Genomic DNA, 23341 nt, shown 5'->3' with positions numbered 1-23341 from the left:
TCAGCCCCCGGCAATCGCTTGGAATAGCAAAATGTTATCACCCGCGTGTAACTGGCATTTTTCCCAGTCAGTGCGGGGGACGATGACCTGATTAATTGCCAGAGCCGTACCCGGCTGGTGGCGTTTGAGCTGATTGAGCAGCATTGCCGCAGTGATATTGCTCACCACTTCTAATGGCTGATCATTGAGCACAATCTGTATATAACCCGTTTTCACTGTGCACCTCCGCAGGCAGGGCAATGCTTGGCCCGAGTCAGTTGCAGGGTGCTCCAGCTCTGCTGCTTGCCATCGAATAAGCGTAATTTCCCGCTCAGTGCCGACGGCAGTCCTGCCAACATCTTGATGGCCTCCAGTGCTTGCAAGGTACCAATGACGCCGACCACCGGCCCCAATACGCCAGCAGTACGGCAGTTACGTTGTGGTAATTCTTTATCGGGATATAGACAGGTGTAGCAGCCTTGAGAATAAGGCGGCTCAATCACCAGCAATTGCCCGCTGAATCCCACGGCACTACCGCTAATTAATGGTTTTTGTGCAGTGATACAGGCTGAATTTACCTGATGGCGCGTCTCCATGTTGTCGCTGCAATCCAGCACCAAATCAGCGTTAGCTACCGCATCGGCCAATGCCGCACCTAGCAGCCGCGTATCAAATGGGACAATTACAATCAACGGATTGAGGCTTTGCAAATGACGTTGGGCTAACCGTGCTTTACTTTGATTAGCTGAGGATGTTTGGCTGATATCTGTGGTGCGATACAGGATTTGGCGCTGTAAATTGGTCAGTTCCAGTTGGTCATCATCAGCCAGTAATAGCTTACCGACACCGGCTGCCGCCAAATAGAGCGCAGCAGGCGAACCAAGGCCGCCAAGGCCGATAATCAGCACACAGGCACTTTTCAGCTTCAACTGGCCCTCAGGGCCGATATCCTCCAGTAATAACTGGCGGCTGTAGCGCAAGAATTCGCTGTCACTCAACTCATACTTGTTTGTCATCAGCCAGCTCCTTGCCCTCAATCAGGTGCAGTAATTGTGCTGTTGCCTGCTGCCAATCGTCACTCAGGGTAATGGCACTGACGACCGCTACACTACCGACACCCGTGGCCAGGACCGCCGGTACGCGCTCAATGCTGATACCGCCGATGGCAACGGTCGGGTAGCCTGGCGTGTTGTCGACCATCTGCTTGAGTACCGTCAACCCTTGTGGTGATGACGGCATTTGCTTGGTTTGTGTGGGGAAGATGTGGCCCATGGCGATATAAGAGGGCCGGACAGCTTTAGCTATCGCCAGTTCCTGCTCATCATGGGTTGATACGCCCAGCCGTAATCCAGCTTGCTGAATCGCGGCCAAGTCGGCTGTTTCCAAATCTTCCTGACCCAGATGAACACCATAGGCACCATGCTTAATCGCCAGCCGCCAATAATCATTGATAAATAAGCGTGCCTGATAGCGTTTGCCTAACGCTATGGCAGCGGCAATGTCTTGTTCTACCTGCGCATCATCTAACTCTTTGATACGTAGTTGTATTGTGGTTACACCTGCGGCAAGCAGGCGCTCTATCCAAAGTAGGCTATCGACGACGGGATAGAGACCAAGACGCTGTACCGTCGCAGGGAAACCTTTCTTTGCAGAAAATGAGGCATGATTAGACAGGTTCATTATTGGCCTCGCTCTTGAGGTTAACGGGGCTGTGATACAGCTCGCTGCCGCGAGAGCGGAACTCCGCTGACATCTGTTCCATACCTGATTGTAAAATTTCGATCGGTTGGGCTGCTGTTTCTTGTGTCGCTGCTAGCTCTTGCGTCACAGCCTGTTCTTGCGTAGCGGCATAGTCGCGGACTTCCTGAGAGATTTTCATCGAGCAGAATTTCGGCCCGCACATTGAGCAGAAGTGGGCCACTTTGCCGGACTCCTGCGGTAGGGTTTCGTCGTGATAGGCTCGTGCGGTTTCTGGATCAAGCGCCAGATTGAACTGATCTTCCCAGCGGAATTCAAAGCGCGCTTTCGACATGGCGTTATCGCGGATCTGCGCACCGGGGTGGCCTTTGGCCAAGTCTGCGGCATGGGCGGCGATTTTATAAGTAATAAGACCTTGTTTCACATCCTCTTTATTAGGCAGGCCAAGATGTTCTTTCGGTGTGACGTAACACAACATGGCGCAACCGAACCAACCAATCATGGCGGCCCCAATACCTGAAGTGAAATGATCATAACCCGGCGCAATATCCGTAGTTAGCGGGCCTAAGGTATAGAATGGCGCTTCATGGCAGTGTTCCAACTCTTCCGTCATATTGCGGCGAATCATCTGCATCGGCACATGACCGGGGCCTTCAATCATCACCTGGACATCATATTCCCAGGCGATTTTGGTCAATTCACCCAAGGTATGCAGCTCAGCGAACTGGGCTTCATCATTGGCATCCTGAATGGAACCAGGGCGTAGGCCATCACCCAGTGACAGTGAGACATCATAGGCCGCACAGATCTGGCAGATTTCGCGAAAATGCTGATACAGGAAGTTTTCCTGATGATGGGAAAGGCACCACTTCGCCATAATTGAACCACCACGGGAGACGATACCGGTCAAGCGTTTGGCGGTCATCGGTACATAGCGCAACAACACACCGGCATGGATAGTAAAGTAATCCACCCCTTGCTCGGCCTGCTCTAACAGTGTGTCACGGAACATTTCCCAGGTTAGGTTCTCGGCCACACCATTTACTTTTTCCAGCGCCTGATAGATAGGAACGGTACCAATAGGGACCGGGCTGTTACGTAGGATCCATTCACGGGTTTCATGGATATAGCGGCCAGTGGACAGGTCCATCACGGTATCGGCACCCCAGCGGGTTGACCACACCAGTTTTTCTACTTCCTCTTCGATGGAGGAGGTCACCGCAGAGTTACCGATATTGGCATTCACTTTCACTAAAAAGTTACGACCAATAATCATCGGCTCAGATTCTGGATGGTTTATATTGGCGGGAATGATAGCTCGGCCCGCCGCCACTTCCTGACGTACAAATTCGGCAGTGATATTTTCTGGCAGGTTAGCGCCAAAAGCCTGTCCTGGATGCTGCTGGCGTAGTACCTCACCACGAATACGTTCACGGCCCATATTTTCTCGCAGCGCGATAAACTCCATCTCTGGCGTGATGATACCCTGACGGGCGTAATGCAGTTGGGTGACGCATTTGCCTGTGATGGCTTTCTTCGGGTGTGGCAGATGCTCAAAACGCAAATGATCCAAGCCTTCGTCGGCCAAACGTTGTTGGGTGAAGCCAGAGCTGACAGAGGTCAGTGCGGCGCTATCCTGGCGTTCAGCTATCCAGCTATCGCGTAATTTGGGTAACCCGCTGTGAACATCCAGTTTGGCATTTGAGTCACCATATGGGCCGGAAGTGTCATACACCGGGATGGCTTCGTTATCTTCATAGCGTGGTGCGTCTTTGCCACCGCCAATCAGTGTCGGACTGAGCTGGATTTCGCGCATCGGTACCAGAATATCTGGCCGTGAGCCTTGTAGGTAAATACGTTGGGAGTTGGGGAAAGTGACACCTTGCAAAGTATCAATAAACTGTTGAGCTTGTTCACGTTGTTGTTTACGTGGAATAGGTTTACGTGGGCGTGATGAACTTTTAGTGGTTGTATTATTAGACATAGCAATTCCTACCAGTGTGGTTTATAGGGAAAATTGCTTGTCTGGAGCTTGGCGGGAGTAACGATGTTGGCCAGTAACCGGCAGCTACCTGTAAGGATAGAGACCGGGCCTGTAGCGATAAATTACTCTTGTTCCCTTCGCGGGTATTAACCCGATCAGGTTCCGCGGATCCCGAATTAACGGTCTCAGCCTGCGTTTGCTTTCCTAAGAAAACAGGTGCTAGGCACTCCGACAAGAAACCCCAGTATATGAGGTTGAATTAAAACTACAAGCCCGTGCTGTTCAGCGGGCTATTTTACCGGCCCTGTTTGAATAACTGGCTGGGCGGCTTGCCATGACTCGGCTGCCCATTGAATCAATTGATCTTCCAAGCGGAAACGGGCATCAAGGGCTTCGCCGATATCAGATAATGCTTGTTGAAACTCGATACAACTGTCCTGATCGATCTCAATGTTGGTATAACGATCATGGAATGTCATGATCGTTTGAGTATTATTTTTTAACGCAGGATACACTTTGGTCGTCAGCGCCATTTTTGGGCTAGACGCGCCTTCCACCTGTTTGATAATTCTGTCATAGATATGAAAATGCCCGGAAGAGAGATAATCCACTAAATTATGGCAAAAGTTCTCCAGCGCTTTTTCGTTAAGCGGGGTATGCTTTTCTTTTTGCGGCTTAATACCGATCACTGTGCAATATGAAACTAACAGTTCTTTACGCGCATGAAGCCATTGATCAATTAATTCATTACTGCCGCCAACGCGTTGAGTCAGGCTTTCTAGTCGGTTGAGCATGAACGACCCCGTGAGTAAGGAAAAGTAATAGTGGGTTACAAAAATGTAACAAGCCGGATTCTAGATTGCCAGTGAAGTCGAGGTTGTGCAACAACGATATGGAACTACAACTTACAGGTAAAGAAAGTGGCTGGTGGATTGTCAGTCATGAAAACAAATTATGGTTGCCGAAAGGGGAGTTACCACAAGGTAATGCCGCTAATTGGTCATTGCAGGGCGCAACGGCAAGGCAAATCGGTGAATGGCAAGGGCAGGCGGTATGGTTGATCCGTCAGATGATGTCTACTGATATGGGTTCCGTGCGGCAATTACTGGATGTGGATCGCGGCTTGTTCCAATTGGCTGGGCGTGGTGTGCAACTGGCAGAGTTTTATCGTTCTCACCGTTTTTGTGGTTATTGCGGTCACCAAATGCAGGCCAGCCGTTCCGAGTGGGCTTGTCTGTGTAATCACTGCCGTGAGCGCTATTACCCACAAGTCGCCCCTTGTGTGATTGTTGCCATTCGCCGTGATGATGAAATTTTATTGGCGCAGCATGTACGGCATCGTGGCGGCATTAATACCGTATTGGCAGGCTTTGTCGAAGTGGGTGAGACTCTGGAGCAGGCGGTTTCCCGTGAAGTTTTAGAAGAAAGTAATATTCACATTAAAAATCTGCGCTACGTAACATCACAGCCTTGGCCGTTCCCCCATTCACTGATGATGGCGTTTATGGCCGAGTATGACAGTGGTGAATTGCGACATGACCCTAAAGAGCTGCTAAATGCCGGTTGGTATCGTTATGACCAATTGCCATTACTGCCGCCGCCAGGCACCGTAGCACGACGATTAATTGAAGATACCGTGGTGTTATGCCGCGAGCACCGTGAGTTGATCTAATCAGAAGGGAGTGCTGAAGCGCTAACCTCATAGCCGACGCAGTTTAAACCCCACGAGAGTGAGTCATTATCACGCCCTTAATAGCGGCGGCAGTTAGCAGGAAAGTATTATCTGACATGCTACAATATGGTCCGCTAAAAGATGGCCGCCAGATAATTAAGGGAGCTCCACCATGAATGAGTTGAAAAACGATCGCTATCTGCGAGCCTTATTGCGTCAACCGGTAGATGTAACGCCGGTATGGATGATGCGTCAGGCGGGCCGTTATTTGCCGGAATATAAAGCTACCCGCGCGGTTGCCGGGGATTTTATGTCGCTGTGCAAAAATGCGGAACTGGCTTGTGAAGTGACGATGCAGCCATTACGTCGCTATCCATTGGACGCCGCGATTCTGTTTTCAGACATTCTGACCATCCCCGATGCTATGGGGCTGGGGCTCTATTTTGAAACCGGTGAAGGCCCAGGCTTCCAATCCCCGATTACTTGTCGCGCCGACGTCGAAAAGTTACCCATTCCCGACCCAGAAGAGGAATTAGGTTATGTGATGAACGCGGTAAGAACCATTCGCCGTGAGCTGAAAGGTGCGGTGCCATTAATTGGTTTTTCCGGCAGCCCATGGACGCTGGCAACCTATATGGTTGAAGGTGGTAGTAGCAAAGCGTTTACCAAACTGAAGAAAATGATGTATGCCGAGCCGCAAACCCTGCATCTGCTACTGGATAAACTGGCCGATAGCGTCATCTTGTATCTCAATGCGCAAATCAAAGCTGGCGCTCAATCTGTGATGGTGTTTGATACTTGGGGTGGGGTACTGACAGGGCGTGATTATCTTGAATTCTCCTTGAACTACATGCATAAAATCGTCGATGGCCTGATCCGCGAAAACGACGGGCGTCGGGTGCCGGTGACCTTGTTCACCAAAGGTGGCGGGCAATGGCTGGAAGCAATGGCTGCTACCGGTTGTGATGCATTAGGGTTGGATTGGACCACGGATATCGGCGATGCGCGCCGTCGGGTGGGTGATAAGGTCGCTCTGCAAGGCAATATGGACCCCTCTGTGCTATACGCACCACCTGCCCGTATTGAGCAGGAAGTGAGTACTATTCTCGCAAGTTTTGGCCAGGGTGAAGGGCATGTGTTTAATCTGGGGCACGGCATTCATCAGGATGTCCCGCCAGAACATGCAGGGGCTTTTGTTGATGCAGTGCATACATTATCAAAGCCTTATCATCAAAACTAATCGCTTATACCCAAAGTCATTGGGGCGGCAGGTAACCGTACTGTAGCTTCAAGCTCGAGGGAGGTTGGCCGATGATAGATACCAAAGCGTTACGGGCAGAACAGTTACAACGAGCATCTGAAATTATTCTTCACGATGATTTTGATAGTGGGTCAGTGCACTTTATTGCCGGTGCGGATGTTGGTTTTGAGCAGCAGGGGGAGATTACCCGTGCTGCTATCGCGATTTTGCGTTATCCCTCGCTAGAACTGGTGGAATATCAGGTTGCCCGCGTGGCAACTTCACTGCCGTATATCCCCGGTTTACTCTCTTTCCGTGAATATCCTGCATTATTAGCCGCCTGGGGGCAGTTGCAGCAACGGCCTCAACTGGTGTTTGTTGATGGGCAAGGTATCGCACATCCGCGTCGTTTAGGCGTTGCCAGCCATTTTGGGCTGTTGGTTGATGTCCCGACCATTGGTGTCGCCAAAAGTCGCCTGTGTGGGCACTCTCTGCCGCTAGAGAGCGATAACGGCGCATTACAACCACTCATTGATGGTGATGAGCAACTTGGCTGGGTGTGGCGTAGCAAAGTCCGTTGCAATCCACTGTTTATCTCGCCCGGTCATCGGGTCAGTGTTAGCAGTGCTTTGGCGTGGGTACAGGCTTGCATGGCGGGCTACCGTTTGCCTGAGCCAACCCGTTGGGCTGATGCTATCGCCTCAAACCGCCCGCAATTTCAGCGTTGGGTGCGGAAAAATCCTGATTTACTTGGCAACCATAGGGATATGATTTAATTTCGGGTACACTGCCGCGCAGATAATGAATAATGAGAACTTATAATGATACGTAATCCGATTCATCTACGTCTCGAGAAGCTGGAAAGTTGGCAACACCTGACTTTCATGGCTTGCTTATGCGAGCGGATGTATCCCAACTATCAGCAATTTTGTCTGGAAACTGAATTTGGCGACCCGGCTGTTTACCGGCGTATTCTGGACCTGATCTGGGAAACTTTGGTCGTAAAAGACGCAAAAGTTAACTTTGATAGCCAGTTAGAGAAGCTGGAAGAGGCAATTCCTTCAGCCGATGACTATGCTATCTACGGTGTTTATCCTGCCATCGATGCCTGTATTGCATTGGGCGAGGCCATCCATTCGCGTTTGAGTGGTGAAACACTGGAACATGCTGTCGCTATCAGCGAAGCATCAATTCGTACCGTTGCAATGTTGGAAATGACGTTGGCCGGTAAAGAAATGACCGATGAAGAACTGAAAATTTTGCCTGCGATTGAAGAAGAATGGGATATCCAATGGGAGATTTTCCGTCTGTTAGCTGACTGTGAAGAGCGCGACTTAGATCTGATAAAAGGGCTACGATCTGACCTGCGGGAAGCGGCTGTTAGCAACATTGGCATAAATTTAACGCAATAAGGCAAGAAAACGTGATTTAACGCCTGATTTGTCACGTCTTAAGGCTTCACATCTGCCCCCTGTCTGTTCTACATTTGGGGGGCGAAAAAAAGTGGCTATCGGGGCGTGTATGCAGGAGAGTGCTGTCCATCGGCATATCCGTCGCACTCGATGCTTTGCAAACGATAAACACACTGTAAGGATAACTTATGAATAAGACTCAACTGATTGACGTAATCGCGGACAAAGCGGACCTTTCTAAAGCACAAGCTAAAGCTGCTTTGGAATCCACACTGGCTGCAATTACCGAATCTCTGAAAGACGGTGATCCAGTACAATTGGTTGGTTTTGGTACTTTCAAGGTAAACCATCGTAATGAGCGCACTGGCCGCAACCCACAGACTGGTAAAGAAATCAAAATTGCTGCAGCTAATGTGCCAGCGTTTGTTTCTGGTAAAGCACTGAAAGATTCTGTTAAATCTTAATAGTGTGTCAGTGAAAATAATAAGCAGGGGGGTGGCAAAGCCCCTTTTGTTTATGCAGCGGGTGCTGATGACCCTCGGTTTAGCCTTTGGTCTCAGCGCCTGTAGCAGTCAGTCAGGTTCCCCTCAATTTAGTGCCAGCGGATATATCGCCGATAGCGGTGTCGTTCGTTTATGGCGTCAGGATAATGCGCAGCAGCAGCCACAAGTGCTGATGAGCGTCTACAGCCCCTATTCCGGGGACAACACTCGCGTAACCTTCTACGAATATCAAAATGGCATTTTGCGGGAAATTCGGCGCAACGATTTGGGTCATAACCCGCAGAGCGTCGAGCTGCGTTTTGATGAACAAGGACAGGTGAGTTTTATGCAGCGCCAGTTGGCCGAACGGCGTGAGCAGCTCTCTGCGGATAATATCGCGGTCTATCAGTTGGAAGCGAAACGAATTCTCGAACAGAGCAGTGCACTGCGCGCCGGAAATGTCAGGTTAATTCAGGGACAGTGGCGAGATGGTGTGGTTACCACCTGTGATAAGAAGACGTTGCGATTGAAAGTTGACGATAACTCACAGGCATGGCTGAGCAAACGGGGAGAGGGCAGTGCGCAACCTCTGGGCGTCGCGTGGTTGGATTCGTCGGAGGGTCAGCAATTGCTGTTGGTTGCCAATCAGGACTTCTGCCGCTGGGAGCCGACAGCCGGTAGTTTGTGAGACCTGATAAGAAGCAGGGCACAGCAAGCTGCGCCCGTAGAATACAAGGGTAGATTTATTTACCGCGAGCAATCGCCCGATAACCAATGTCTTTACGGTAGAAAGCCCCTTCCCACTGAATATTTTCAGCTAACCGATACGCGTTTTGCTGTGCCTGGGCGACGGTGGCACCCAGCGCAGTTACACACAATACGCGACCGCCGCTAGTGACGACTTCATTATTGCCATTCAGTTTGGTTCCGGCGTGGAACACTTTACCGTCAGCTACCTCCTGCTGTGGTAATCCATGAATGACATCACCGTGGCGATAATCTGCCGGATAACCGCCAGCGGCCAACACCACACCCAGCGATGGGCGCTCATCCCAGTCAGAGGTCTTCTCATTCAATTTGCCTTGCGCACCGGCTAAGCACAATTCAACCAAGTCTGAACGCATGCGTAGCATGATGGGTTGAGTTTCCGGGTCACCAAAGCGACAGTTGAACTCAATCACTTTTGGTTGCCCGTCAGCGGAAATCATCAGACCGGCATAGAGGAAGCCGGTATAGACATTACCTTCTGCCGCCATACCGCGCACTGTCGGCCAGATAACACTTTCCATCACTCGCTGATGAACTTCATCAGTGACTACCGGTGCCGGGGAATATGCCCCCATACCACCGGTATTCGGGCCGGTATCACCATCGCCAACCCGCTTATGGTCCTGGCTGGTGGCCATTGGTAATACATTTTCACCATCAACCATCACGATAAAGCTGGCTTCTTCGCCGTCGAGAAACTCTTCCACCACGATACGGTGGCCTGCATCACCAAAGGCATTGCCTGCCAGCATGTCATGAACGGCGGTTTCTGCTTCTTCCAACGTCATCGCAACAATCACGCCTTTACCGGCGGCCAGCCCATCAGCCTTAATCACGATCGGTGCACCGATTTCACGAACATAGGCTAAAGCAGGCTCCACCTCGGTGAAGTTCTGGTAAAACGCAGTTGGGATATTGTGGCGCGCCAGGAAGTCTTTCGTGAAAGCTTTAGATCCTTCCAACTGAGCCGCGGCTTGCGTTGGCCCAAAAATGGTCAAACCGGCTGCGCGGAAAGCATCAACCACACCAATAACTAACGGTGCTTCCGGGCCGACAATGGTCAGGCCAATATCATGGTTCTGGGCAAAGGCCAACAGACCCGCAATATCCGTTGCCGCGATATCGACATTTTCTAAACCAGATTCTAGCGCTGTGCCGGCATTGCCCGGTGCGACATAAATTTTGCCCGCTAAAGGCGACTGTGCTGCTTTCCAGCCCAGCGCATGTTCACGCCCGCCATTACCAATAATCAAAATATTCATCAGATGACTCCGTTAAGCGGGTTAATTAATGGCGGAAATGGCGCATGTCGGTAAAGATCATAGCGATGCCATGCTCATCAGCCGCAGCAATGACTTCATCGTCACGGATTGAACCGCCCGGTTGGATAACACAACTGATCCCGACAGATGCAGCAGCATCGATACCGTCACGGAACGGGAAGAAAGCATCGGAGGCCATGGCAGAACCGGCCACTTCTAATCCTTCATCCGCTGCTTTGATACCAGCGATTTTGGCAGAATAGACACGGCTCATTTGGCCTGCGCCTATACCGATAGTCATATTGTCGCGCGCATAGACAATGGCATTGGATTTTACGAACTTGGCTACTTTCCAGCAGAACAGTGCATCACGCAGTTCTTGCTCCGTCGGCTGGCGCTTGGACACCACACGCAGATCGGCTGCAGTCACCATACCTAAATCGCGGTCTTGGACCAGCAAACCACCATTGACGCGTTTGAAGTCCAGACCGGTAGCACGCTCCTGCCACTGGCCACAGGTCAGAACACGGACATTTTGTTTGGCGGCGAGCAATGCCAGTGCTTCTGTGCTGACCGCGGGTGCAATAATGACTTCAACAAACTGGCGGCTGATAATGGCGCTGGCGGTTTCGGCATCCAATTCACGGTTAAAGGCAATAATGCCGCCGAAAGCAGAGGTTGGGTCAGTTTTATAGGCTTTTTCATAAGCGGCGAGCAGAGAATCAGCAATCGCCACGCCGCATGGGTTGGCATGTTTGACGATCACACAGGCAGGCTCACTGAACTCTTTCACACATTCTAACGCCGCATCGGTATCTGCGATGTTGTTATAGGAGAGCGCTTTACCCTGTAATTGCTGTGCGGTAGCCACAGATGCCTCTTTAACCTCTTCTTCTATATAGAAAGCCGCTTGCTGGTGGCTGTTTTCACCGTAGCGCATATCTTGTTTCTTTATATAGTTAAGATTCAGTGTGCGTGGGAAGCGGCCTGATGGTTGCTCTGTGTCACCATGATAAGCTGGCACCAGCGCGCCGAAGTAGTTGGCGATCATGCTGTCGTAGGCGGCGGTATGTTCAAACGCCTTGATAGCCAGATCAAAGCGGGTTGGATACGTCAACGAACCCTCATTATTATCTAGCTCAGTAATAATGGCGGGGTAGTCACTACTCTTGACCACGATAGCGACATCTTTATGGTTCTTGGCGGCGGAGCGCACCATGGTAGGGCCACCGATATCGATATTCTCAACTGCATCTTCCAGTGAGCAATCTGGGCGAGCAACTGTCTGAGCGAACGGATATAGATTCACGACAACAATATCAATTGGCTGAATATCATGTTGAGCCATGATGCCATCATCCTGACCACGACGGCCCAAAATGCCGCCATGCACTTTTGGATGCAACGTTTTAACGCGTCCGTCCATCATTTCCGGGAAACCGGTATAGTCAGAAACCTCAGTGACGGGCAGACCCGCATCGGCCAGCAGGCGGGCAGTTCCACCGGTGGAAAGTAACTCGATGCCACGCTGAGAAAGTGCGGCGGCGAATTCGATGATACCGGCTTTGTCAGACACACTGAGTAGAGCACGGCGGATTGGGCGGCGTTGTTGCATGGTTTTATCCCTTGGCTTTGGAGTCGCAGTTATTCTTCGCAATCATTCAATAGAGCGTTATCTGAATCCTACCTTCTTATATAGATAACTATATAGAGAGGAACAAACTCAGATAACGTCCCAAATAGGGAGCAATGCCACTCTTTGCTGCTTTCAGCAGGGCGATTCATCCTCTACCACAATAAAATACGCTTTATCCTGAGTGGTATTCCCCAGTTTTATAAAAAATCACATCATGTCATCGATATTTTGCCGACAAGGTCACTCTTTTTCGCCGCGGGGAATTGTAGCGAAAACGATTGCGTGATGCTCGTCAATTTTGAGTGCAGATTCAATCTGTGGATAAGTTTGTGCACAACTGGGTATAAAGCGGGGTTTTGCTGTGGAATGCAGCAAACAGTCATTTTTATTGAAATTAGCGGTTGCGGGCGGCGCGGAACTCCCTATAATGCGCATCCATCGAGACGGCACACAACGAATCAAGTAGTTAAGTGACCGGCAAAGAGAACAGAGAAATTCAACGAAATTAGTAGTTGACTCTGAATGAGGAAAGCGTAATATGCGCACCTCGCGTTACCAACCACCGGTTGCTAACGCACTGCTCTTTAACAATTTATCAGACAATCTGTGTGGGCACTCGCAAGACGATATCGAAGCCTGTTTCGGCAGGCAGAAGAAATATCAAAGTCTTGAAGAGTGACCAAAGCAGTACACATTTGAACTTCGGTTCGAATGCATATTTGCAGAAAGTAATCTTTGAGCATCGCTGCTTTTATTAGCAGCAAATCAAACAAATCTTAAATTGAAGAGTTTGATCATGGCTCAGATTGAACGCTGGCGGCAGGCCTAACACATGCAAGTCGAGCGGCAGCGGGAAGTAGTTTACTACTTTGCCGGCGAGCGGCGGACGGGTGAGTAATGTCTGGGAAACTGCCTGATGGAGGGGGATAACTACTGGAAACGGTAGCTAATACCGCATGACCTCGCAAGAGCAAAGTGGGGGACCTTAGGGCCTCACGCCATCGGATGTGCCCAGATGGGATTAGCTAGTAGGTGGGGTAATGGCTCACCTAGGCGACGATCCCTAGCTGGTCTGAGAGGATGACCAGCCACACTGGAACTGAGACACGGTCCAGACTCCTACGGGAGGCAGCAGTGGGGAATATTGCACAATGGGCGCAAGCCTGATGCAGCCATGCCGCGTGTGTGAAGAAGGCCTTCGGGTTGTAAAGCACTTTCAGCGAGGAGGAAGGCAGTCGTGTTAATAGCACGATTGATTGACGTTACTCGCAGAAGAAGCACCGGCTAACTCCGTGCCAGCAGCCGCGGTAATACGGAGGGTGCAAGCGTTAATCGGAATTACTGGGCGTAAAGCGCACGCAGGCGGTTTGTTAAGTCAGATGTGAAATCCCCGCGCTTAACGTGGGAACTGCATTTGAAACTGGCAAGCTAGAGTCTTGTAGAGGGGGGTAGAATTCCAGGTGTAGCGGTGAAATGCGTAGAGATCTGGAGGAATACCGGTGGCGAAGGCGGCCCCCTGGACAAAGACTGACGCTCAGGTGCGAAAGCGTGGGGAGCAAACAGGATTAGATACCCTGGTAGTCCACGCTGTAAACGATGTCGACTTGGAGGTTGTGCCCTTGAGGCGTGGCTTCCGGAGCTAACGCGTTAAGTCGACCGCCTGGGGAGTACGGCCGCAAGGTTAAAACTCAAATGAATTGACGGGGGCCCGCACAAGCGGTGGAGCATGTGGTTTAATTCGATGCAACGCGAAGAACCTTACCTACTCTTGACATCCACAGAACTTAGCAGAGATGCTTCGGTGCCTTCGGGAACTGTGAGACAGGTGCTGCATGGCTGTCGTCAGCTCGTGTTGTGAAATGTTGGGTTAAGTCCCGCAACGAGCGCAACCCTTATCCTTTGTTGCCAGCACGTAATGGTGGGAACTCAAGGGAGACTGCCGGTGATAAACCGGAGGAAGGTGGGGATGACGTCAAGTCATCATGGCCCTTACGAGTAGGGCTACACACGTGCTACAATGGCAGATACAAAGTGAAGCGAACTCGCGAGAGCAAGCGGACCACATAAAGTCTGTCGTAGTCCGGATTGGAGTCTGCAACTCGACTCCATGAAGTCGGAATCGCTAGTAATCGTAGATCAGAATGCTACGGTGAATACGTTCCCGGGCCTTGTACACACCGCCCGTCACACCATGGGAGTGGGTTGCAAAAGAAGTAGGTAGCTTAACCTTCGGGAGGGCGCTTACCACTTTGTGATTCATGACTGGGGTGAAGTCGTAACAAGGTAACCGTAGGGGAACCTGCGGTTGGATCACCTCCTTACCTAACGATACGCATTGCGTAGTGTCCACACAGATTGTCTGATAGAAAGTAACGAGCAAATAAGGCCGGACTGAGAGATTAGTCGGGCTTTAGTACCTTGTTGGGTCTGTAGCTCAGGTGGTTAGAGCGCACCCCTGATAAGGGTGAGGTCGGTGGTTCAAGTCCACTCAGACCCACCAACTCATCCTCATAGTGCGTTACAGACACACTCGTTTATACCCATAAACGTCGCGTGACTGCGCCTTGTCTGAGAATGAGTTATGCCGATAAGGTATTTTGCTTTTTATATGGGGCTATAGCTCAGCTGGGAGAGCGCCTGCCTTGCACGCAGGAGGTCAGCGGTTCGATCCCGCTTAGCTCCACCATATAAAAAAACTATTTCAAAACGTACTGCGGTCGTAAGGCACAGTGTGTTGTGAAATATTGCTCTTTAACAATCTGGAACAAGCTGAAAATTGAAACATTACAGCTGAAACTTATCTCTCCGTAGAATTACTGAGGTAAGGATTAACCTGTATTAGAGTCTCTCAATAATCGCAATGCCAATGGGTAATCATTGTTGCAGTGTGAGCGAGAAGACACTCAGCAAGGCGTACAGCGCACAGCAACCGGAGTGAACTTAACATTCATGAGGATTGCGCGCACTGCACAACATAGCAGAGTGTGTTCACAGCCACACCAATAACGAAAAACACCTTTGGGTTGTGAGGTTAAGCGACTAAGCGTACACGGTGGATGCCTAGGCAGTCAGAGGCGATGAAGGGCGTGCTAATCTGCGAAAAGCGTCGGTAAGCTGATATGAAGCGTTACAACCGACGATACCCGAATGGGGAAACCCAGTGCAATTCGTTGCACTATTGCATGGTGAATACATAGCCATGCAAGGCGAACCGGGGGAACTGAAACATCTAAGTACCCCGAGGAAAAGAAATCAACCGAGATTCCCCCAGTAGCGGCGAGCGAACGGGGAAGAGCCCAGAGTCTGAATCAGTTTGTGTGTTAGTGGAAGCGTCTGGAAAGTCGCACGGTACAGGGTGATAGTCCCGTACACCAAAACACACTTGCTGTGAACTCGATGAGTAGGGCGGGACACGTGACATCCTGTCTGAATATGGGGGGACCATCCTCCAAGGCTAAATACTCCTGACTGACCGATAGTGAACCAGTACCGTGAGGGAAAGGCGAAAAGAACCCCGGCGAGGGGAGTGAAATAGAACCTGAAACCGTGTACGTACAAGCAGTGGGAGCCTACTTTGTTGGGTGACTGCGTACCTTTTGTATAATGGGTCAGCGACTTATATTTTGTAGCAAGGTTAACCGAATAGGGGAGCCGTAGGGAAACCGAGTCTTAACTGGGCGTCTAGTTGCAAGGTATAGACCCGAAACCCGGTGATCTAGCCATGGGCAGGTTGAAGGTTGGGTAACACTAACTGGAGGACCGAACCGACTAATGTTGAAAAATTAGCGGATGACTTGTGGCTGGGGGTGAAAGGCCAATCAAACCGGGAGATAGCTGGTTCTCCCCGAAAGCTATTTAGGTAGCGCCTCGTGAACTCATCTTCGGGGGTAGAGCACTGTTTCGGCTAGGGGGTCATCCCGACTTACCAAACCGATGCAAACTCCGAATACCGAAGAATGTTATCACGGGAGACACACGGCGGGTGCTAACGTCCGTCGTGAAGAGGGAAACAACCCAGACCGCCAGCTAAGGTCCCAAAGTCATGGTTAAGTGGGAAACGATGTGGGAAGGCATAGACAGCCAGGATGTTGGCTTAGAAGCAGCCATCATTTAAAGAAAGCGTAATAGCTCACTGGTCGAGTCGGCCTGCGCGGAAGATGTAACGGGGCTAAACCATGCACCGAAGCTGCGGCAGCGACGCTTAGGCGTTGTTGGGTAGGGGAGCGTTCTGTAAGCCGTTGAAGGTGACCTGTGAGGGTTGCTGGAGGTATCAGAAGTGCGAATGCTGACATAAGTAACGATAATGCGGGTGAAAAACCCGCACGCCGGAAGACCAAGGGTTCCTGTCCAACGTTAATCGGGGCAGGGTGAGTCGACCCCTAAGGCGAGGCTGAAAAGCGTAGTCGATGGGAAACAGGTTAATATTCCTGTACTTGGTGTTACTGCGAAGGGGGGACGGAGAAGGCTAGGCTAGCCGGGCGACGGTTGTCCCGGTTTAAGCATGTAGGCGGAGCGACTTGGTAAATCCGGTTGCTTATCAACGCTGAGGTGTGATGACGAGCCACTACGGTGGTGAAGTAGTTGATGCCAAGCTTCCAGGAAAAGCCTCTAAGCATCAGGTAACATTAAATCGTACCCCAAACCGACACAGGTGGTCAGGTAGAGAATACTCAGGCGCTTGAGAGAACTCGGGTGAAGGAACTAGGCAAAATGGTGCCGTAACTTCGGGAGAAGGCACGCTGGCATTAGGTAATGGGACTTGCTCCCGGCGCCGAAGCCAGTCGCAGATACCAGCTGGCTGCAACTGTTTAATAAAAACACAGCACTGTGCAAACACGAAAGTGGACGTATACGGTGTGACGCCTGCCCGGTGCTGGAAGGTTAATTGATGGGGTCAGCCGCAAGGCGAAGCTCTTGATCGAAGCCCCAGTAAACGGCGGCCGTAACTATAACGGTCCTAAGGTAGCGAAATTCCTTGTCGGGTAAGTTCCGACCTGCACGAATGGCGTAATGATGGCCAGGCTGTCTCCACCCGAGACTCAGTGAAATTGAACTCGCTGTGAAGATGCAGTGTACCCGCGGCAAGACGGAAAGACCCCGTGAACCTTTACTATAGCTTGACACTGAACATTGAGCCTTGATGTGTAGGATAGGTGGGAGGCATTGAAGTGTGGACGCCAGTCTGCATGGAGCCAACCTTGAAATACCACCCTTTAATGTTTGATGTTCTAACTCGGCCCCGTGATCCGGGGTGAGGACAGTGTCTGGTGGGTAGTTTGACTGGGGCGGTCTCCTCCCAAAGAGTAACGGAGGAGCACGAAGGTTAGCTAATCACGGTCGGACATCGTGAGGTTAGTGCAAAGGCATAAGCTAGCTTGACTGCGAGAGTGACGGCTCGAGCAGGTACGAAAGTAGGTCTTAGTGATCCGGTGGTTCTGAATGGAAGGGCCATCGCTCAACGGATAAAAGGTACTCCGGGGATAACAGGCTGATACCGCCCAAGAGTTCATATCGACGGCGGTGTTTGGCACCTCGATGTCGGCTCATCACATCCTGGGGCTGAAGTAGGTCCCAAGGGTATGGCTGTTCGCCATTTAAAGTGGTACGCGAGCTGGGTTTAGAACGTCGTGAGACAGTTCGGTCCCTATCTGCCGTGGGCGTTGGAAGATTGAGAGGGGCTGCTCCTAGTACGAGAGGACCGGAGTGGACGAATCACTGGTGTTCGGGTTGTCATGCCAATGGCATTGCCCGGTAGCTAAATTCGGAAGAGATAACCGCTGAAAGCATCTAAGCGGGAAACTTGCCTCGAGATGAGTCTTCCCTGGGGCTTTAAGCCCCCTGAAGGAACGTTAAAGACTATGACGTTGATAGGCTGGGTGTGTAAGTGCAGCGATGCATTGAGCTAACCAGTACTAATGATCCGTGAGGCTTAACCTTACAACACCAAAGGTGTTTTAGATTTGAGAGATAGAAATTTTCAGCGAAGTTCCGAGATTGGGCTTGCTGGCTGTGTGTAGGATTACATAGCGGGTTAGTTTAGACAGAATTTGCCTGGCGGCCTTAGCGCGGTGGTCCCACCTGATCCCATGCCGAACTCAGAAGTGAAACGCCGTAGCGCCGATGGTAGTGTGGGGTCTCCCCATGCGAGAGTAGGACACTGCCAGGCATCAAATTTAGTTGTGCTGATATGGCTCAGTTGGTAGAGCGCACCCTTGGTAAGGGTGAGGTCCCCAGTTCGACTCTGGGTATCAGCACCAGTTACATGGGCTAAAGTTCGGTAGTAGTAGAAAAGAATTTACCTGGCGGCAATAGCGCGGTGGTCCCACCTGACCCCATGCCGAACTCAGAAGTGAAACGCCGTAGCGCCGATGGTAGTGTGGGGTCTCCCCATGCGAGAGTAGGACACTGCCAGGTATCAAATCAAGTAAAGACCCCATGCCAAAAGCGTGGGGTTTTTGCTTTTGTGCTATCCGAAAATAGATGTTAGTGACGAGTTTGTTGTATGCTGAAAATGTAGCTAAATCACAGATAGCCCTCAAAAATAGAGTCATAGAAAATGATAACCCTCTGCATTTGTAGAGGGTTTTTGCATTTTGGCAGTATCGAAAATATATGCCGACTGTTCACTGCACTAAGTGCTATTGAGATGGTGGTAATGAAACATTTTCAGGTTGTGGCAGATCACTCGACTTTTTACTGAAAACCCGCTATCTTCAGGCATCTAGAAGTCTAAACGTATAAACGGATATATTGAGGATATAGGCATGCCAATTAGGGTTCCTGATGAATTACCCGCAGTGAGTTTCTTACGCAATGAGAATGTCTTTGTGATGACCTCATCGCGCGCGAAAACTCAGGAAATTCGTCCCCTGAAGGTGTTGGTTCTGAATCTAATGCCTAAAAAAATTGAGACGGAGAATCAATTCCTACGTTTACTCTCTAACTCACCCTTACAGATTGATATCCAATTGCTGCGCATTGATAGCCGTGAGTCAAAAAATACGCCAGCAGAGCATCTGAATAACTTCTACTGTGACTTTGAAGATATCCAGGATCAGAATTTTGATGGGTTGATCGTGACTGGCGCACCTCTCGGTTTAGTTGATTTTTGTGACGTCGCATACTGGCCACAGATCGAGCGTATTATTGCTTGGGCAAAGGACCACGTGACCTCAACCTTGTTCGTATGCTGGGCGGTACAGGCGGCCTTAAATATCCTGTATGGCATTCCTAAGATGACTCGCGAGGTCAAACTCTCTGGTATTTACCAACACCAAACTCGAGAGCCACTGGCACTACTCACCCGAGGGTTTGATGAAACATTCCTGGCACCTCATTCTCGCTATGCCGATTTCCCACTTGAGGTGCTTAAGCAATATACAGATTTGGATATCCTAGTCTCATCAGAAGAGGCTGGAGCTTATTTGTTTGCCAGTAAAGATAAGCGAGTGGCTTTTGTTACCGGTCATCCTGAATACGACGTCGACACGCTAGCGGGTGAATATCAGCGTGATGTGGCCGCCGGTCTTAACCCACAAGTTCCACTCAATTACTTCCCTGATGACGATGCTTCTTTACCACCAAAAGCATCGTGGCGTAGCCACGGTCATCTGCTGTTTGCGAACTGGCTGAACTACTACGTGTACCAAATCACCCCATTTGATTTGCGCCATATGAATCCTACGCTCGACTGACTTTTTATCACCTCAAATGTTAATAAAGGCGGCTGAATCGATGCCGCCTGTCTATTATTCCCCAGTAAAAAAGCTTATTCCCCTTCGATAAACTGGTCTGATCTCTTTGCTAAACAATGAGTTATCTTCGAAAAACGCTAGTAATGGAAGCCTATTCCTATCTGTCTATAACACATACCTATGTTAACAATATGATAAATAAAGATTAAAAAAATATTTTAAATAAAAATGGAAATCGTTTTTGATTTTAATGATTAATTGATTATTCTTAGTCCTGTCGGGGTGAAAAATAACCATGAAATCCAGCCTTAAATTTCCAGCCGGAAGGCATTACCCGATAAGAATCCAAGAGTGACGCTACGTTAGCGTTGATGTGAATGAAGTGAGATTGGTAAGGGGAAGGGTAATGACACAACAGTTAGTTGGCACGGAGTTAGTTTTCACACCGCATTTTAATGCTGCTGAGCGGCAAGTTTTGCCAGATGAGGCCATCGAATTTTTGACCGAATTGGTGGTGAAGTTTGCTGAGCCGAGGAACAAACTCCTTGCTGCACGGGCATCGTGGCAACAGACCATTGATCAGGGTGCTTTACCTGATTTTATTTCGGAAACCAATTCCATTCGTGATGGTGACTGGAAGATTCAAGGTATTCCTACAGACTTACGTGACCGCAGAGTGGAAATCACCGGGCCGGTTGAGCGCAAGATGGTGATTAATGCCCTCAATGCCAATGTGAAAGTCTTTATGGCCGATTTTGAAGATTCATTAGCACCGAGCTGGGATAAGGTTATCGAGGGTCAAATTAACCTGCGTGATGCGGTAAAAGGCACAATTTCTTATGCAAATGAATCTGGCAAAATTTATCAGTTAAAACCTAATCCTGCCGTATTGATTGCCCGGGTTCGCGGCCTGCACTTGCCAGAGAAACATGTTAAATGGCAAGGGGAAGCAATCCCCGGAGGCTTATTCGATTTCGCATTGTATTTCTACCATAACTATAAGCAATTACTGGCCAAAGGTAGCGGCCCTTATTTTTATTTACCAAAAATGCAATCCTATCAGGAAGCCGCCTGGTGGAGTGATGTTTTCAACTTTACTGAGCAACGTTTCGATTTACCACAAGGCACCATCAAAGCCACGGTATTAATTGAAACATTACCCGCAGTATTCCAGATGGACGAGATCCTCTACCACCTGCGCCATCATATTGTTGCTCTCAATTGTGGCCGTTGGGACTATATCTTTAGTTATATCAAAACGCTGAAGAATCACAGTGATCGTGTATTACCGGATCGCCAGTCAGTGACGATGACGAAACCTTTCCTCAGTGCCTACTCTCGCCTGCTGATCAAGACATGTCATAAGCGTGGTGCGTTGGCGATGGGCGGCATGGCGGCCTTTATCCCGAATAAAGATGCAGAAAAGAATGCTCTGGTACTGGATAAAGTTCGTGCTGACAAAGAGTTGGAAGCCAGCAATGGCCATGACGGTACTTGGGTTGCGCACCCAGGGCTGGCAGATACCGTGATGGAGGTCTTCAATCGGGTATTAGGTTCACGGCCAAATCAGTTAGAGGTCACGCGTGATCAGGATAAACCGATCACGGCTGCTGAGTTATTGGAGCCTTGCACTGGCGATCGTACTGAAGAAGGGATGCGAGCCAATATTCGGGTGGCAGTGCAATATATTGAGGCATGGATCTCTGGCAATGGGTGCGTACCAATTTATGGCCTGATGGAAGATGCCGCAACAGCAGAGATTTCGCGTACTTCTATTTGGCAATGGATCCATCACCAGAAAAGCTTGAGTAATGGCCAGACGGTGACCAAAGAACTGTTCCGCAGCATGTTGAGTGAAGAAATGCAGGTAGTGAAGCTTGAGCTTGGCGCAGAGCGCTTTGATGGCGGGCGGTTTGAAGAAGCCGCGCGTCTGATGGAGCGAATTACAACACAAGACGAGCTTATCGACTTCCTGACGCTACCAGGCTATGCATTACTGGCCTAAAACACCCTTCGTCCTTGAAGCCGCAGCGGTGTTAGCTACGTTCGTTCACCCGAATCACTGACTTGTGTCAGCTCATCGGGATTCGTTCGCTTGCTGCCTACCTGCAACTCCAATGACTTTGGGTATCACACCCTATTTAACCCTACAAAATTGAATAATAAGGAATATCGCCATGACTACCTCTCGTACTCAACAAATTCAGCAGTTGGAACAGGAATGGACATCGCCGCGCTGGAAAGGTATCACCCGACCATATAGCGCAGAAGAGGTGATTAAACTGCGCGGTTCAGTAAATCCTGAATGCACGCTGGCGCAGCACGGAGCACATAAACTGTGGGAATTACTGCATGGTGGTGCGCGCAAAGGGTATATCAACTGTCTCGGTGCGTTAACCGGTGGTCAGGCTCTGCAACAAGCGAAAGCCGGTGTTGAGGCAATTTATCTGTCGGGCTGGCAGGTTGCCGCCGATGCGAATACCGCCTCTAGCATGTATCCCGATCAGTCGTTATATCCAGTCGACTCGGTCCCTGCGGTGGTTAAAAGAATTAATAATAGCTTCCGCCGCGCGGATCAGATTCAGTGGTCGAATAATATTGAACCGGGTAGCAAAGGGTATACCGACTATTTCCTGCCGATTGTGGCTGATGCTGAAGCCGGTTTTGGTGGTGTGCTGAATGCTTTTGAATTGATGAAAGCTATGATTGAAGCTGGCGCGGCGGGGGTGCATTTTGAAGACCAACTGGCTGCGGTGAAGAAATGTGGTCATATGGGCGGTAAGGTGTTGGTGCCGACTCAAGAAGCGATTCAAAAATTGGTTGCTGCCCGTTTAGCCGCCGATGTTCTGGGTGTGCCAACCTTGTTGATTGCCCGTACTGATGCCGATGCGGCTGATTTACTGACTTCTGATTGCGACCCATATGACAGTGAATTCGTGACCGGCGAGCGCACAGCCGAAGGCTTCTTCCGCACACATGCCGGTATTGAGCAAGCGATCAGCCGTGGTTTGGCCTATGCCCCTTATGCTGATTTGGTCTGGTGTGAAACCTCTACGCCGGACCTGGAACTGGCTAAACGCTTCGCGCAGGCGATTCATGCGAAATTCCCTGGTAAATTATTGGCTTATAACTGCTCGCCATCATTTAACTGGAAAAAGAATCTGACCGACCAGCAGATTGCCAGCTTCCAGGATGATCTGTCGGCGATGGGTTACAAATACCAGTTTATTACCCTGGCAGGCATCCACAGCATGTGGTTCAACATGTTTGATTTAGCCCATGCTTATGCGCAGGGCGAAGGCATGAAGCACTATGTTGAGAAAGTGCAGCAGCCAGAATTTGTATCAGCTGAGCGCGGTTATACCTTTGCATCCCATCAGCAAGAAGTGGGTACGGGCTACTTTGATAAAGTCACCAATATCATTCAGGGTGGCGAATCATCGGTGACGGCATTGACTGGCTCGACGGAAGAACAGCAATTCTAAATGCGGTTTGATTGAACGCGTGTCTTTCA

General features: G+C 50.1%; 17 protein-coding genes, 3 tRNA genes, 4 rRNA genes and 1 riboswitch. Of the genes, 17 read left to right on the top strand and 7 right to left on the bottom strand.

The window, feature by feature from the left end; translation table 11 throughout:
* From thiS to rsd, 5 genes are all read right to left on the bottom strand, one after another.
* On the bottom strand, positions 1-216 hold the full coding sequence (gene thiS, locus ACWJJO_RS20990; protein ID WP_083162059.1) for a sulfur carrier protein ThiS: 216 nt from the start codon (positions 214-216) through the stop codon (positions 1-3).
* On the bottom strand, positions 213-995 hold the full coding sequence (locus ACWJJO_RS20985) for a HesA/MoeB/ThiF family protein (RefSeq protein ID WP_481091494.1): 783 nt from the start codon (positions 993-995) through the stop codon (positions 213-215). Before ACWJJO_RS20985 ends, thiS begins: the two co-directional genes overlap by 4 nt.
* On the bottom strand, positions 979-1659 hold the full coding sequence (gene thiE, locus ACWJJO_RS20980; RefSeq protein WP_083162063.1) for a thiamine phosphate synthase: 681 nt from the start codon (positions 1657-1659) through the stop codon (positions 979-981). The genes ACWJJO_RS20985 and thiE overlap by 17 nt, the downstream gene beginning before the upstream one ends.
* A complete protein-coding gene (gene thiC / locus ACWJJO_RS20975; protein WP_102970518.1) occupies positions 1646-3661 on the bottom strand; it encodes a phosphomethylpyrimidine synthase ThiC in 2016 nt (671 codons plus the stop codon). The genes thiE and thiC overlap by 14 nt, the downstream gene beginning before the upstream one ends.
* A 115-nt stretch (positions 3662-3776) precedes the next feature.
* A riboswitch (TPP riboswitch) is annotated at positions 3777-3902 on the bottom strand.
* Between the two features lie 49 nt (positions 3903-3951).
* On the bottom strand, positions 3952-4455 hold the full coding sequence (gene rsd, locus ACWJJO_RS20970) for a sigma D regulator (RefSeq protein ID WP_083162065.1): 504 nt from the start codon (positions 4453-4455) through the stop codon (positions 3952-3954).
* 98 nt (positions 4456-4553) lie between these two features.
* Between rsd and nudC the strand changes: the two genes are divergently transcribed.
* From nudC to ACWJJO_RS20940, 6 genes are all read left to right on the top strand, one after another.
* Positions 4554-5333 (top strand): NAD(+) diphosphatase, encoded by a 780-nt coding sequence (gene nudC, locus ACWJJO_RS20965; RefSeq protein ID WP_372560011.1) that lies wholly within the window; start codon positions 4554-4556, stop codon positions 5331-5333.
* Between the two features lie 172 nt (positions 5334-5505).
* Positions 5506-6573, top strand: a complete 1068-nt coding sequence (hemE, locus tag ACWJJO_RS20960; RefSeq protein WP_481091493.1) for a uroporphyrinogen decarboxylase — start codon at positions 5506-5508, stop codon at positions 6571-6573.
* Positions 6574-6644: 71 nt separating this feature from the next.
* Positions 6645-7349: a deoxyribonuclease V gene (nfi, locus tag ACWJJO_RS20955; RefSeq protein ID WP_372569730.1), complete on the top strand. Its 705-nt coding sequence runs from the start codon at positions 6645-6647 to the stop codon at positions 7347-7349.
* A 45-nt stretch (positions 7350-7394) separates the two neighbouring features.
* Positions 7395-7985, top strand: coding sequence for a YjaG family protein (locus ACWJJO_RS20950; RefSeq protein WP_005192306.1), 591 nt, complete (start codon positions 7395-7397; stop codon positions 7983-7985).
* A 188-nt stretch (positions 7986-8173) separates the two neighbouring features.
* Positions 8174-8449 (top strand): nucleoid-associated protein HU-alpha, encoded by a 276-nt coding sequence (hupA, locus tag ACWJJO_RS20945; RefSeq protein WP_004876782.1) that lies wholly within the window; start codon positions 8174-8176, stop codon positions 8447-8449.
* 52 nt (positions 8450-8501) lie between these two features.
* Complete coding sequence (locus tag ACWJJO_RS20940) at positions 8502-9155, top strand: DUF1481 domain-containing protein (protein WP_102970519.1); 654 nt, start codon at positions 8502-8504, stop codon at positions 9153-9155.
* Between the two features lie 55 nt (positions 9156-9210).
* Here ACWJJO_RS20940 and purD read toward each other — a convergent pair whose 3' ends face one another.
* Both purD and purH read right to left on the bottom strand, forming a co-directional pair.
* Positions 9211-10497 (bottom strand): phosphoribosylamine--glycine ligase, encoded by a 1287-nt coding sequence (gene purD, locus ACWJJO_RS20935; protein ID WP_083162073.1) that lies wholly within the window; start codon positions 10495-10497, stop codon positions 9211-9213.
* A 25-nt stretch (positions 10498-10522) separates the two neighbouring features.
* Positions 10523-12112, bottom strand: a complete 1590-nt coding sequence (gene purH / locus ACWJJO_RS20930; protein ID WP_481091492.1) for a bifunctional phosphoribosylaminoimidazolecarboxamide formyltransferase/IMP cyclohydrolase — start codon at positions 12110-12112, stop codon at positions 10523-10525.
* A 559-nt stretch (positions 12113-12671) separates the two neighbouring features.
* Here purH and ACWJJO_RS20925 point away from each other — a divergent pair.
* The 11 genes from ACWJJO_RS20925 to aceA all read left to right on the top strand — a co-directional run bounded on the left by ACWJJO_RS20925 (position 12672) and on the right by aceA (position 23312).
* The gene (locus ACWJJO_RS20925; RefSeq protein ID WP_162484277.1) at positions 12672-12812 is read left to right on the top strand and encodes a hypothetical protein; all 141 of its coding nucleotides are present in this window, start codon (positions 12672-12674) and stop codon (positions 12810-12812) included.
* Positions 12813-12911: 99 nt separating this feature from the next.
* Positions 12912-14454, top strand: a 16S ribosomal RNA gene (locus ACWJJO_RS20920).
* Positions 14455-14556: 102 nt separating this feature from the next.
* Positions 14557-14633 (top strand) — tRNA-Ile (locus ACWJJO_RS20915).
* A gap of 110 nt (positions 14634-14743) precedes the next feature.
* Positions 14744-14819 (top strand) — tRNA-Ala (locus tag ACWJJO_RS20910).
* Positions 14820-15162: 343 nt separating this feature from the next.
* Positions 15163-18070: ribosomal RNA gene (locus tag ACWJJO_RS20905) — 23S ribosomal RNA — on the top strand.
* Between the two features lie 113 nt (positions 18071-18183).
* Positions 18184-18299: ribosomal RNA gene (rrf, locus tag ACWJJO_RS20900) — 5S ribosomal RNA — on the top strand.
* Between the two features lie 15 nt (positions 18300-18314).
* Positions 18315-18390: transfer RNA gene (locus ACWJJO_RS20895), tRNA-Thr, on the top strand.
* 41 nt (positions 18391-18431) lie between these two features.
* Positions 18432-18547, top strand: a 5S ribosomal RNA gene (rrf, locus tag ACWJJO_RS20890).
* Together the 16S, 23S and 5S rRNA genes with 3 tRNA genes alongside form the textbook arrangement of a ribosomal RNA operon.
* 350 nt (positions 18548-18897) lie before the next feature.
* On the top strand, positions 18898-19827 hold the full coding sequence (gene metA / locus ACWJJO_RS20885; protein ID WP_372560358.1) for a homoserine O-acetyltransferase MetA: 930 nt from the start codon (positions 18898-18900) through the stop codon (positions 19825-19827).
* A 406-nt stretch (positions 19828-20233) separates the two neighbouring features.
* Entirely contained in the window at positions 20234-21832 is a 1599-nt protein-coding gene (gene aceB, locus ACWJJO_RS20880; protein ID WP_372569728.1) for a malate synthase A, read from the top strand.
* 172 nt (positions 21833-22004) lie between these two features.
* Positions 22005-23312: an isocitrate lyase gene (gene aceA, locus ACWJJO_RS20875; protein ID WP_481091491.1), complete on the top strand. Its 1308-nt coding sequence runs from the start codon at positions 22005-22007 to the stop codon at positions 23310-23312.
* Positions 23313-23341: the final 29 nt, after the last annotated feature.

This window comes from Yersinia antarctica, from assembly GCF_056636475.1.
The sequence above is the reverse complement of the archived record's forward strand: the minus strand, read 5'-3'. Positions and strand labels throughout refer to the sequence as shown.